This is a genomic window from Duganella paludis (genome assembly GCF_054461335.1).
This window is the reverse complement of sequence record NZ_CM136922.1, coordinates 5,325,881-5,339,845: the sequence shown is the minus strand read 5'-3', so window position 1 is coordinate 5,339,845 and position 13,965 is coordinate 5,325,881. Positions and strand designations below refer to the sequence as shown.

The following is a 13,965-nucleotide window of genomic DNA, read 5'->3' as shown; positions in this document are numbered from 1 at the left end:
TGGTTTAAGCTCTACATTACAACAAAAAAAACGCTCCGGAGGAGCGTTTTTATCAGTAGCCTTGTTTAATGATGTCTTCCAGCGACTCGCGTCCCTTCTCGCTGATTTCGAAGCCGCCCTCGGCGCGCTCGACGATGTGGGATTTTTTACCGAGGAACATGGCGACGTCGGCGTCGATGGCGGCGCCGGCCTGCTCGGCCAGGGCGCGCAAGGCCAGCACGCAGCGGCGCAGGAAAATGGTCTGCTCGCCTTTTTCGGTCAGCGAGATGCGGCCGTTGTGGGCGATGCTGATCAGTTTCAGGCCGGACAGGCGCTTGGTGTTGCGGCCGATGCACGCGCTGACACGGTCACCCTTGATGCCGCGTTTGATTTCGTTCAGGGCGTCGTGCTCGTCCTGCGTGAATTTTTCGTTCTTCATTGCCATTTTATCCATAAAAGACTGCTGCGGCCCTCATGGTACGCGCACCCGGCCCGCGCGGCAAGCCGAAGCGCTGCCGACGGGACCCGTCCAAGGACGACAATGGCAATAAAGATTTTACTGGAACGCTCGGATGATCAGCCACGCCAGGCCGATGCTGGCGAACGCTGCGATGCAAATCAGGGCTTGTACACGCTTGGTGTTCAGTGCGACGCTGCGACGACCAAGGTAGATTTTGTTGTGTAATGAATTGCCCATGATTTGCTCTCCGTGAACAGAAACCGATGACATGACTAAATTATAGAAACTCTTTCATTGCAGCTGTGTGACAGGGGCCACAAAAAGCAAAAAATATATCCAGACAGCAACAATATAGAGCGTGGAACTAGAATACCGTCCGTTCCACACAACGGACGGTGCGCTGGTTCACACAGCAACATAATTAATCGTCAAGTTTTAATCGGCGGCTTGGGCGCCGTCGGTTCTTCGATGGGCGCCTGGTCCGGCAAAGGCTGGTTATCCGGCGGCGGATCTTTCTCCGGCTCGGGTGGCGGCAGGTCGGGGTCGGGGGTGGTGTGCAGATGCATGCTGCTCTCCTTGGGATGGCTTAGTCTTCAGTGTCGGACAGACGGCGCCATTCGCAAAGGACGAAAAAAACCCCTGCGTGCGGCAGCACACGCAGGGGCCGGATCAGGCCTTAGATGATCGTGGCACTAGATGATCGATATTGCATCAATGAACTGGTAGTCCATCAGCGTCGTGGCAGGGTTGCCGGTGATGATGGCGATCTGGGTCAGCTCGCCCGCCGACACCAGCGCGTCCGTGCCGCTGGACTTGAACAGGTAGACATAGCTGGCGCTGTTGTTGTCCACCACGAACAAGGTCTGCTGGCCCAGCGTGAAGCCGCTGTTGGCCGAACCGATCACCAGCGCGGCGGCGGCGGGCGTGATGCCGCCGCTGTTGGACGAGAAGATCACCAGTTCGGCGTCGGCCGCAAAGCCGCCGGGCGCCGCGCGCAGCACGCCACCGTCCACCTGCGCATCGCCATTGCCGATCGTCAACGCCGCCTGGCTGATGGCGAGCTTGTCGAAGCCCTTGGCGACGCTGTTGGCGAAGTCGGTGATGGTGTCGACGCCGGTGGCGCTGTTGAGCACAAAGGTGTCGTTGCCGACGCCGCCGGTCAGAGTGTCGTTGCCCAGGCCGCCGGCAAGGGTATCGTTGCCAATACCGCCGTTCAGCTTGTCGGCGCCGGCGCCGCCCTTGATGTCGTTGTCCAGCGCATTGCCGGTCCCGGTGAAGGCCGCCGAGCCGATGTAGCGCAGGTTCTCGACGTTGGCCGCCAGCGTGTAGGTAGCCGCCGTGGTCTGCACCAGGTCGGTGCCGCCGTTCAGCAGTTCGGTCACCACGTCGCCGGCCACGTCGACCACGTAGACGTCGTCGCCGTCGCCGCCGATCAGGCTGTCGTTGCCGGCGCCGCCGATCAGCGTGTCGTTGCCGAGGCCGCCGGTCAGCTTGTTGGCCACGGCGTTGCCGGTCAGCGTATTGTCCAGCTCATTGCCGACGATGCCGATGGCCAGCGTGCCGGTCACCGTGCCGTTTTCCACGTTGGCGCCCAGCGTGTAGCTGCCCGCCGCCGTGTAGGCCACCTGCACCAGGTCCGTGCCCTCGTCCGCCAGTTCGGTGACCACGTCGCCGGCCACGTCCACCACGTAAATGTCATCGCCCTCCCCGCCGCTCATCACGTCGATGCCGCCCAGGCCGTTGATGATGTCGTTGCCGGTCGTGCCCACCAAGGTATCGGCGCCCGGGCTGGCCGCATTGTCGATCAGGTCCGCCAGCGCCTTGTCGCCATCCGCGAAGTGCACGGTCTCGACGTTGCGGATGGTCAGCGACTCGCCGGTCGCTGCGTTGACCAGCTTGGTTTCCGTAACGCTGACCCGGCTGCGGGTGTAGGCGGCAAAGTTGCCCAGCACCGTCACCAGGTCCGTGCCCGCGCCGCCGTCGATGACGTCGGCCGCGCCGGTGCCGGCCGACATCGAGTCGTCGCCGTCGCCGCCGAGCAGGCTGTCGTCGCCGGCGCCGCCGGTCAGGGTGTCGTTGCCGCCGCCGCCGCTCAGCGTGTCCTTGCCGATGCCGCCGGTGATGATGTTGGCGAGCGCATTGCCGGTGCCGGCAAACGCTGCCGTGCCGGTGTAGCTCAGGTTCTCGACAAACGCGCCCAGGGTGTAGGCTGCGGCGGTAGTTTGGACGAGATCGGTGCCGGCGCCATCGGCTTCGGTGACCACGTCGGTGGCCACATCGACCACGTAGACGTCGTCGCCGCTGCCGCCCACCATGGTGTCGTTGCCGGCGCCCCCGATCAGCGTGTCGTTGCCCTCGTTGCCGATGAGCGTATTCGCCACGGCGTTGCCGGTCAGGACATTGCTCAACGCATTGCCGGTCAGGTTGGTGGCCACCGTGCCGATCACGGTGGCGTTTTCCACGTTCGCGCCCACAGTGTAGGTCTGGCCGGCCGTGGTGTAGGCCACGTTCACCAGGTCGGTACCGGCGTCGCCGCCTTCGGTCACCACGTCGCCGGCGATATCGACGGTGTAGGTGTCGTCGCCCAGGCCGCCGGCCATGGTATCGGCGCCGGTGCCACCGTTGATGTTGTCGTTGCCGTCGGTGCCGGTCAGGTTATCGCCGGCCAGCGAGGCCACGTTATCCTGCACCTGTTCCAGCGTCTTGACCACGCCGTCGAAGGAAAAGCTCTCCACGTTGCGCACCGTGATCACCGCGCCGCTGGTGTGCGTGAGCACGGTATCGGTGGCGTTCGGCCGCGAGACCTTGTAATTGCCGAAGGCTTCCAGGCCGGCCAGGGTGTCGACGTCGCCGCCGCCGTCGATCACGTCCTTGTCGCCGGCGCCGCTGGTGCCGGCGTCCAGCGTGTCGTTGCCGAGGCCGCCGACCAGGCTGTCGTTGCCGACGCCGCCGGTCAGCTTGTTGGCCAGCGCATTGCCGGTGCCGGTGAAGGCGCCGGTGCCCAGGAAGACCAGGTTCTCCACATTCGCGCCCAGGGTGTAGCTGGCCAGCTTGGTTTGCACCGTATCGGTGCCGCCGTCGGCCAGCTCGGTCACGACATCGCCGGCCACATCGACCACGTAGACATCGTTGCCGGTGCCGCCGGTCAGCTTGTCGGCACCCGCGCCGCCGTCGAGCGTGTCGTCGCCGGCGTCGCCGATCAGCGTGTTGGCTGCCGCGTTACCGGTCAGCACGTTGTTCTGTGCATTGCCGGTCAGGTTGACGGCGATGGTTGCCGCCGCAGTGACGGTGGCGTTGTCCACGTAGGACGACAGCACGTAGGTGCCGGCCGCCTTGAAGGCCACGTTCACCAGGTCGATGCCGCCGCCGTCGAGCTCCGTGATCGTGTCGGTGGCGACATCGACCTCATAGGTATCGTTACCTTCCAGGCCGATCATCAGGTCACTGCCGGTACCGCCGTTGATGGTATCGGCGCCGCTGGTGCCGGTCAGCGTGTCGTCGCCGACGCTGACCAGGCCGGCGTTGACCTCGTTGATGGATTTCAGCATGCCGTCGAAACTCACCGTTTCCACATTGCGCAGGATGATAATTTCGCCGGTGGAGGCCTTGACCAGCTTGGTGTCGGTCGCGTTCGGACGGGAACGCACGTAGTCGGCGAAATCGCCATCGAGGCTCAAGATGTCGTTGCCGCCGCCGCCGTCGACCACGTCGCCGAGCAGCGCTGTGCCGGCGTTCAGCACGTCGTTGCCGTCGCCGCCGAGCAGGCTGTCGTCGCCGGCGCCGCCGGACAGCGTATCGTTGCCGGCGCCGCCGTTCAGGGTGTCCTTGCCGGCGCCGCCGATGATTTCGTTGTCGAGCGCATTGCCGTTGCCGGTGAAGGCAAGGGTGCCGATCGCCGTCGATTTCAGGTTCTCGATGTTGGCGCCCAGGGTATAGCTGGCCAAGGCGGTTTCCACGCTATCGGTGCCGCCGTTGAGCGCTTCCGTCAGCACATCACCGGCGACGTCCACCACATAGACGTCGTTGCCCGCGCCGCCGATCAGGGTATCGATGCCGGCGCCGCCGATCAAGGTGTCGTTGCCCGCGCCGCCATCAAGCTTGTTGGCCAGGCTGTTGCCGGTGATGATGTTGTCCAGCCCATTGCCGGTGACGTTGGTTGCCACAAGGCCGGTGACAGTGGCGTACTCCACATTGGCCGCCATGACGTAAGTGCCGCCGGCGGTCTTGAAGGCCACCTGTACCAGGTCTATGCCGGCATCTTCGGCTTCCACCACCACGTCGGTGGCCACGTCCACTGCATAGATGTCATCGCCCAGCAGGCCGGTCATCGTGTCGTTGCCGGCGCCGCCATCGATGGAATCGTTGTCGTCCGTACCCATCAGCTTGTCGTTGCCGACGCTGGCCAGGTTGAAGTTGATGTCGTCAACGCCCAGGGTTTCCTCGGACGAGGTGAAAACGAAGGTTTCGACATTGCGCGCAATGACCGACTCGCCCGTTGCACCATTCACCAGCTTGGTATCGGTGGCGCTGATGCGGGTCCGCACATAGTCCTCGAAGACGCCGGACAGCACCAGCGTATCGCTGCCAACGCCGCCATCGGCAACGTCGCCGGCGCCGGTGCCGGCGTACAGCACGTCATCACCTTCGCCGCCGAGCAGGCTGTCGCTGCCGTCGCCGCCGTAGATGGTGTCGTTGCCAGCTCCACCGCTCAGGGTGTCGGCCTTGGTGCCGCCGTAGATCTCATTGTTCAACGCGTTGCCGGTGCCGCTGAAGCCCACCGTGCCGTTGAAATACAGCACTTCCACATTGGCGGCGAGCGTGTAGCTGGCCATCGCGGTCTGCACCGTGTCGAAGCCGCCTTCCACAGCTTCGGTCACCACGTCGGTGGCCACATCGACCACGTACACGTCATCGCCGTCGCCGCCGATCAGGGTATCGCTGCCGGCACCGCCGTTGAGCGTGTCGTTGCCTTCCAGGCCGGTCAACTTGTTGGCGGCGGCGTTGCCGGTGAGTACATTGTCCAGCATATTGCCGGTGACGCCGACCGCCAGCGTGCCGCCGACGATGGCGTTCTCCACCTCCTCGCCCAGGGTGTAGGTGCCGGCCGCCTTGAAGTCGACCTTGACCGTGTCGTTGCCTTCATTGGCATTTTCAATGATCACATCGCCGGCCACGTCGACGATGTAAGTATCGTCGCCGTCAAAGCCGATCATGGTGTCGGCGCCGCCCTTGCCGTCGATCTCGGCGTCGTTGCCGAGCGTACCGATCAGCATGTCGCCGAAGTTGCTGACCTTGTTGAGGATGGTTTGCCCGTAGGTCCGGAGCTCGCCGTTGAAGTTGAATGCCTCGATATTGCGCGCCGTGATGTTCTCGCCGGTGCTGGCGTTCACGAACACCAGGTCGGTGGCGTTCGGACGGGTGATGGCGTAGCTGTCGTAGTCGCCCAGCAGCTCCAGCACGTCGTTTTCGCCGGTGCCGCCGTCGGCCACGTCGACGCCGGTGCCCGCGTTCAGCAGGTCGTCGTCGGCGCCGCCCAGCAGGCTGTCGTTGCCGGTGCCGCCGAACAGCGCATCGTTGCCGGCGCCGCCATCGAGCGTATCCGCGCCCGCGCCGCCGCTCAGCGCATCGCCGCCGCCCATGCCGGACAGCTTGTCGCCCAGCGCGCCACCACTGATGAGGTTGCCAAGGTCGTTGCCGGTGCCGGTGAACGCCACGCTGCCATTGAATTCAAGAATCTCCACCTGGGCCGCCAGAGTGTAGCTCGCCAGCCCGGTGACGACTTTGTCCAAGCCGCCGTCGGCCGCCTCGGTCACCACATCGCCGGCGTCGCTCACCAGGTACTGGTCGTCGCCGTCGCCACCGATCATGGTGTCGTTGCCGGCGCCGCCGATCAGGGTGTCGTTGCCGGCATTGCCGGTCAGCGTGTTGGCGGCGGCGTTGCCGGTCAGCGTGTTGGCGAGGTCGTTGCCGATCAGATTGACGGCGGCCGCGCCGGTCACTTTGCCGTTTTCGACGTTGGCGCCCAGGGTGTAGCTGCCGGCTGCGGCCAGGTTGACCTCCGCCGTGTCCATTCCCTCGTCGGCCAGTTCCTGGATCACGTCATCCTTGTTGTCGATCTTGTAGACGTCGTCGCCCAGCGAACCGGCCAGGGTATCGGCGCCGGCGCCGCCATCGAGCACGTCGTCGTTGACGGTACCGATGATCAGGTCGGCGCCGGGGCTGGCGCTATTGGCGATCAGCTCGGCCAGGTCGTAGCTGCCATTGCCGAACGTGACATGCTCGACGTTGCGGATAGTGACCGTTTCGCCGGTGGCCGCGTTGACCAGTTTGGTGTCGCTTTCGGTCACGCGGGTGCGGGTAAAGCCATTGAAGTCGCCGATCAGGACCACGGTATCGTCGCCGCTGCCGCCGTCGACCACGTCCACGCCGCTGGCGCCGCCCGACGGCATCAGCACGTCGTCGCCCTCGCCGCCCAGCAGCGAGTCGTTGCCGGCGCCGCCCTTGAGGGTGTCGTTGCCGCCATTGCCGATCAGCGTATCGGCGCCGATGCCGCCTTCGATCAGGTTGGCGCCGGCGTTGCCGGTGCCGGTGAACGCCAGGCTGCCCGTGTATTTCAGGTTCTCCACATTGGCCGCCAGCGTGACGGCGCCAAACGCGGTCAGGACCGTGTCATCGCCCTCGTCCGCCAGTTCGGTGACCATGTCGCCGGCGGCGTCCACCACGTAGGTGTCGTCATCGCCGCCGCCGGCCATGGTGTCGTTGCCGGCGCCGCCGTTCAGGGTGTCGTTGCCGAGGCCGCCGTCCAGCTTGTTGCCTGCGCTATTGCCGGTCAGCAGATTGCTTTGGTCGTTGCCCTCAAGGTCGATGACCACCGTGCCGGTCGCGATGGCGTTCTCGATATTGGCGCCCAGCTTGTAGGTGCCGGCCGCAGCGAACGCCACCTGCACGGTATCGACGCCGTTATATTTCTGCTCGTTGACCACGTCGCCCACCGCGTCGACCACATACGTGTCGTCGCCGTCGCCGCCGCCCATCGTATCGTTGCCGGCGCCACCGTTGAGCGTATCGTTGCCGTCGTTGCCCAACAGGATGTTGTTGAGCGCATTGCCGGTCAGCGCCGTGCTCTGATCGACGGTCAGCTCGGCATTTTCGACGTTCGCCGCCAGCGTCAGTGTCACCGCCGTGCGCACCGTATCGTTGCCGCCGCCGACTGCCTCGGTGATGGTGACGCCGGTGTTGTTGACGATGTAGACATCGTCGCCGCCGCCGCCCACCAGGGTATCGTTGCCGCCGGCGCCGTTGAGCGTGTCGTTGCCGTCCAGGCCGTTCAGGGTCTGGGCGTTGCCGTTGGCGCCGCGCGTAATCCAGTACGCTTCGCCATCGGCGCCGGCGGTGCCGGCGATGGCGCCGTTGATCGCCACCTTGAAGATGGCGCTGGCCGCGCTGGCCTTGCCGAACATGTCGGTCACCACCGCCGTCAGGTCATGGTTGCCGTTGCCCAGCGCCTTGACGTCGAGCGCCCAGCGGCCGTCGTCGTCCACCAGCGCCGTGCCCAGCACGGTGGCGCCGTCCTTGACGGTGATGCTGGAACCGAGCGCGGCGGTGCCGCTGACCACCACATGGCTGTTGCTGACGCTGGCGCCGCTGGTCATCGGCGCATCCTTCAGGTAGTAGGCCGCGCTCGGGTAGGCCGGGTCCAGCACCGGCTGGGCGCCGCCGACCACGGTTTGCACGGTCAGCACCGGCGCGACCGGCTTGACGGTCGAGGAATCGCCGGCATAGAACAAAGGCGCACCGTTGAAATCGATGACCTGCTGGTAGATGCCGCCGCTGGAGGTCAGCTCGGCCATGCCTTGCGTGCCCCAGGCGACGACCACTTTGCCATCCTGGAATTCGCTCAGGGTCGGGAACAGCTTGGTCCCTGCGGTGGCCGTGTTGCTGATCTTGAACTCGCCCGTCAGCGGGCTGTCGTCGCTGCCGTAGCGGCGGCCCATGATGGCCGAGCTGCCATCTTTATTCTCAGCGTCCCACACCACCATATAGCTGCCGTCGCTCAAGCCCAGCACCGAGGCCGAGTATTGATAGCCGGCGCTGGCGACCACCATGGCCTCGCCGGTGGCCGCGCCGGTAGCGTCGTAGTGACGCACCATCACCACGTTTTCGCCGGCGCCGGCGCCGTCGGCGTCGTAGATCCAGCTCAGCACGTGGCCGCCGTCGGCCGTGCGCGTGCTGTGCACCACCGACAGCTGGGCGGTCGCGTCCGGGGTGGTGAACACCACGTTCTCGCCGCCGACCTTGTTGCCGCCGCCATCGAAGCGCTGTTCGATGAAGCCGTAATGGCCGTCCTGCGTGATGCCGGACCAGGTGACCACCGCGCCGGCGTCGTTCTGGGCGGTGATCACCGGGCCGCTCTGGTTGTAGTCGCTGGTGACGCCGACCTGGATTTCCGGCCCCATCGGCTGGCCGGCGGAATTGAACATGCGCGCATACACCGCCAGATGGCCATCCTCGCCGGCCTGGGCCGACTGCCATGCCACGGCAAAGCCACCGTAGTTGAGACCGGCGACGCTCGGCAGGCGCTGCGCCACGCCGGCCGTGTTGCTGACGTTGACCGGGGCGCCGACCGGATTGCCGGCGTCGTTGAGGACCTGCACCATCACGTCCCAGCCGTGGTCGTCGTAGGCGGCGCCCAGCGTCGGATTGCTGTGGTAGGCCACCACATAGCCCTCGAACTCCAGGCTGGCCACCACCGGCGCGCGCTGGTCGCCACCGGTATTGCCGGCGTTGATCAGGATGTTGCCGCCCTTGGGATTGCCATCTTCATCGAAGGCCCGCACATACAGGCCGTCGCCGCTGCCGTCGCTGGCGCGGAACACCTCCACGAAGCCGCCGTCGCGATACCAGTGGGCCGCCGTGCTCTGGTAGATCTGGTAGCCGCCGGGCGCGCTGCTGACGACCTGGTCGACCGCCTTCAGGTCCATGGTGCCGTCGGCGAATTTCAGGGTGCGCACGCCGGTCAGCGTGTCGGTGCCATCGAGCGTGCTGCCGGTGGTGCGCTTGTCCTGCACCTTGACCGAACCGTCGCTCTGGGTGCTGACGATGTAGTCGGCCTTGTTGCCCCGATAAACGGCGGTGTCGTTGCCGCCGTCGCCGTACAGGGTGTCGTTGCCGCCCAGGCCCACCAGCGTGTCGTTGCCCAGCATGCCGCCGAGGATGTCGTTGCCGGCGCTGCCGGTCAAGCTGTCGTTGCCGCCGCCGCCGCCCAGCGCTTCCACATTGCTGAAGTGGATGGTGCCGTCGCTGCTGCTGCCGGTGCCGGTACTCAGGCTGCCGGTGAAGTTGGCCTGGCCGCCATAGATGACGGCGTCCACGCCGGCGCCGCCGTCGATGGTGTCGTCGCCGCCATGCGAGTAGAAATCTTCATCGGCGGCGCTGCCGGTGAAGCTGTCGGCGAACTGCGTGCCCTCGATGTGTTCGATGCCGCCGATGCTGCCGGCGTCGCCGTAGCCGTTGTCGAGGATGGCGCCGGTCGCCAGGTTGATGTTCACGCCATGGGTGGCGCCCGGGATGGCGGTGTAGAGCGTGTCCTCGCCGCCGGCGCCGCCCAGGATGGTGTCCTGGCCGGTGGACAGGTTGAAGAAGTCGCGCCCGGCGCCGCCGTCCATCAGGTCGTTGCCGCTGTCGCCGAGGCCGCCGATGAAGAAGTCGTCGCCGTCGCCGCCGTACTCGACGTCGTTGCCGACGCTGCCGTCGAAGTTGTCATTACCGGCGTTGCCGTACAGCGTGTCGTCGCCGACCAGGCCGTTCATGTACTCGCCGCCGCTACCGCCGCGCAGGACGTTGTTCAAGTCGTTGCCGATCAGGCCGCCGGCGGCGTTGCCGGTAACGGTCAGGTTTTCCACGTTGTCCGGCATGTAGGAGCCGTAGCTGGAAACGATGGTGTCTGTGCCCTGGCCGGCCGCTTCCTGGATCACCTCGTCGCCGTTGACGATGATGTAGGTGTCGTTGCCGGCGCCGCCGTCCAGGGTGTCCTGGCCGCCGCCGCCGTTGAGCGTGTCGTTGCCATCGCCGCCGTTCAGGGTTTGCGCGCTGCTGTTGGCGCCGTTGGCGTTCCAGTAGGCGGCGTTGTCGTCGCCGCCGGTGCCCTCGATGACGCTGTTCTGCACCGTCAACTCGAACGCCGCGCTGGCCGCGCTGGCATGGCCGAAGGCGTCCGTCACCACCGCCTGCAGCTGGTAGACGCCGTCGGCCAGCGACTTCAGGTCGGCCGACCACAGGCCCTGGTCGTCGGGACGAACCACCAGCAGCACGTCGTCGCCCGAGTAGATGGTGACCGTGGTGCCGAACGCGGCCGTGCCGCTGAGGGCCAGGTGCTGCACGCTGACCCGGTCGCCGCTGTCGAGCGCCGCCCCCAGCAGATAGTGGCCGGTGCTGTCGGTCAGCGCCGCGTCGCCGCCCGGGACCGCCTTCACCGTGAAGCTGGTGGCGTCCGGCGTGGCGCCGGTATCGAAGGTGCCGTTCTGTGGCTCGCCGTAATTGTTGATCACCTGCTGATACACGCCGCCGCTGTCGCCGTGGATCGCATTGCCCTGGATGTTCCAGCTCACCACCACATCGCCGTTGCCCGACGAACTGAGGGTCGGATACACCACGTTGCCGCCGTTGGCATGGTCGCTGATCAGGTACAGGTCGCCGGTCGGTTCGCCGCTGTTCACGTTGAAGTTGCGGCCGACGATGGCGCTGGAGCCGTCGGCGTACTGGACGTCCCACACGATCATGACGTCGCCGTTGTCGCACAGGATCAGGTCGTTGCCCAGGTAGTGGTCGCCCGTTGCCACGGTAAACGCGGCTGCGCGGGCCGAGCCGTCGTTGTTGAAGGTGCGCGCCATCACGGCGCCGCTGCCGTCGGCCAGCGTCATCACCCAGGACAGCACGTAGCCGCCGTCCACCATGCTCTGGTGCACGAAGTTCATCAAGGCGCCGGCCGGCGCCACGTAGGCGATCTGTTCGCCGCCGATCTTGTTGCCGGAGCCATCGAACTGCTGCTGGGCCAGGCCGAAACTGCCGTTCGACAGCTGGCCTTGCCACACGGCGACCAGGCCGCCGTGGCTCACGCCGTCTTCATCGGCCACGCCGAGCGTCTGGCGCACCAGCGGATACAGCTGGTTGCCGGCCACCGTGGTGTTGATCTGCACCTCGCCGCCGACCTTGTTGCCAAAGTAATCGAATTTCTGGCCATAGATGCCGGCATTGGCGCCACCGCCCTCATGGCGCGACTGCCACACCGTCATGAAGCCGTTGTCGAAGGTCGAAACCACCGACGGGAAGCGTTGCTGGGAAGCGGTGGTGGTGTTGACGTCCACTTCGCCGCCGAGCTTGTTGCCATCGGCGTCGAAACGCTGCAGCTTGATTTCCACCAGGCCGGGATTGGTGTACACGCCGGCTTCCGGCGTGCTGTCCCACATCACGACAAAGCCGCCGTTGGTCAGCGCCGAAACGACAGGCGCGCGCTGGTCGCCGGTGGTGGTGGTGTTGACCAGCAGATCGCTGCTGCGGGCGATGCCGTCGGCATCGAACAGGCGCACATAGATGCCTTCGCCATTGGCGTCGGCCGCGCGGAACGCCGTCACATAGCCGGTGCTGGCGCCGCCGCCCGTGCCCAGCAGCATGGCCGAGACGTTGAAACTCTGGTGGCCGGTCAGCGTGCTGCTAACGGCCTGCTCCTGCGCCACCGCCACCACCTGGCTGTCGGCGAACTGCAGCGTCTTGACGCCGCGCACGGTGTCGGTGCCGTCCGGCGAGCCGTCACGATTGTCCTGCACCAGGGTGTCGCCGTTGGCCAGCGTGGTCAGCGTGTAGTCCGCGCGGTTGCCGCTGTAATACGCCGTGTCGTTGCCGGCGGCGCCGATCAGGGTGTCGTTGCCGCCGGCGCCGGTCAGCTGGTCGTCGCCGTGGAAGCCCCAGATGATGTTGGCGCCGTCGTCGCCGGTCAGCGTGTCGTTGTTGTTGCTGCCTTCGATGTTTTCAAAGTTGATCAGCACGTCGTTGCCGTCGGCGCCGCTGCTGGTGCCGGTCGCCAGGTTCACCTCGACGCCGCTGCCGCCGTAGGTGACGAAGATGTAGCCGGTGGTGTCGCTGCCGCCGACGCCGCCGTCCAGGGTGTCGTTGCCGGCGTTGCCGTACAGGGTTTCATTGGTGTCGGCGCGGCCGGTGATGATGTCGGCGTAACCGGAGCTGCCGGAGATGCGCTCGATGCTGCTCAGGTGGTCGATCTTGCCGCTGCCGTCATCGGCCGTGCCGGCCTCCAGGTCGACCACCAGCTGGCCGGCGCTGCTGTAATACGTGACGCGGTCATTGCCCTCGCCGCCGTCCACCGTATCGGAATCACCGCCGCGCACGTTGATGAAGTCGTTGCCCGCGCCGCCGTTGACGACATCGGCGCCCTTGCCACCGGTAAGCACATCGTTGCCGCCAAAGCCGTTGAGCGTATCGCCGCCATTGGTCGCAACGAGGTTGTCAGCACTATCGGTGCCGTTGATGATTCCCATAATTTTTCCCTGAGTGTTGGTTTGCGCGCCAAATCTACTGTCCGGCAACGTTTCCGCCACCTTCTTTGGGTGGTCGGACGAGGTGCCAAGCTAACATTTTGATGGCCGATTTACCAACGAAAATGGTGCGACTTTCAGGAAAATATAAATTTCTCTATAAAAACAACAGAGGAAAAAGCAAGTTTGCCTATTCGCTTACTTTATGCGGAAAATCATGTCCACCGTTTGCGTCCAGCGCAGTACCTCGATGGCCAGGAAATCCTTGTCGGCGGGGGCGGTATCGACGCTGCGGTTGCGGGCATATAAATCGCCCGGCATCAGGCCCACCGCGTGGGTCAGGTTGCGCAGCTGGCCGGCGGAGACGGCCGTGACCGCCCCCACCTTCTTGCCGAAGCCGCCGGCCATGCCTTCGGCGCGGCGCTGCGCGTCCTTGACGGCGGCGGCCATCAGCTCCTGCTCGGAGGCGAGGCGATCGCTACGGCCAAAGCTGGTCGCCATGTAGTCGATGTTGGGCATGGCCAGCAGCGCTTGCATGATGAGACGCCACTTGCCGAGGTCGCGCACCACGATGTGGACCGAGCTGCGGATATCGTAGTCGGGCACGGCGGCGGCCTCCGGGCGCTCGGCCTTGCGCATTTCCTTGCGCATGTTGTGGATCTCGGCGCTGGCGTCCGCATCGGCCAGCACGGCGCGCACCTGCTCCGCGCGCTCGGCCACCAGCGCCACGGCGACGGCCGGATCGGCGTCGTAGGCGCTGATGTCGAAGTCGATCTCGCCCAGGTCCGGCACCACCATCACGAACGCCTCGCCGGTGGCGTGGATGAAGGGATACGCCGGCAGGCCGGACGCCTGGGCGAGGCATGGCAACAAGGCGGCGGCAAAGACGAGCGATTTCAGCATGGACGTATTCCTGTGATTGAAAAATCACAGTATCGATTAAGTAGACAAGTATGTCTACTTAATCTTTACGCCACAAAC

General features: G+C 65.5%; 5 protein-coding genes. All 5 read right to left on the bottom strand.

Annotated elements, in window-relative coordinates; all coding sequences use genetic code 11:
• Positions 1–52: 52 nt before the first annotated feature.
• Positions 53–418 (bottom strand): hypothetical protein, encoded by a 366-nt coding sequence (locus ACXZ1M_RS23520; RefSeq protein WP_459050022.1) that lies wholly within the window; start codon positions 416–418, stop codon positions 53–55.
• Positions 419–535: 117 nt separating this feature from the next.
• The gene (locus tag ACXZ1M_RS23515) at positions 536–676 is read right to left on the bottom strand and encodes a hypothetical protein (protein WP_459050021.1); all 141 of its coding nucleotides are present in this window, start codon (positions 674–676) and stop codon (positions 536–538) included.
• Positions 677–867: 191 nt separating this feature from the next.
• Complete coding sequence (locus ACXZ1M_RS23510) at positions 868–1,005, bottom strand: hypothetical protein (protein ID WP_459050020.1); 138 nt, start codon at positions 1,003–1,005, stop codon at positions 868–870.
• Positions 1,006–1,131: 126 nt separating this feature from the next.
• Positions 1,132–12,987: a hypothetical protein gene (locus ACXZ1M_RS23505; protein WP_459050019.1), complete on the bottom strand. Its 11,856-nt coding sequence runs from the start codon at positions 12,985–12,987 to the stop codon at positions 1,132–1,134.
• 195 nt (positions 12,988–13,182) lie between these two features.
• Positions 13,183–13,887 (bottom strand): SIMPL domain-containing protein, encoded by a 705-nt coding sequence (locus ACXZ1M_RS23500; RefSeq protein WP_459050018.1) that lies wholly within the window; start codon positions 13,885–13,887, stop codon positions 13,183–13,185.
• Positions 13,888–13,965: the final 78 nt, after the last annotated feature.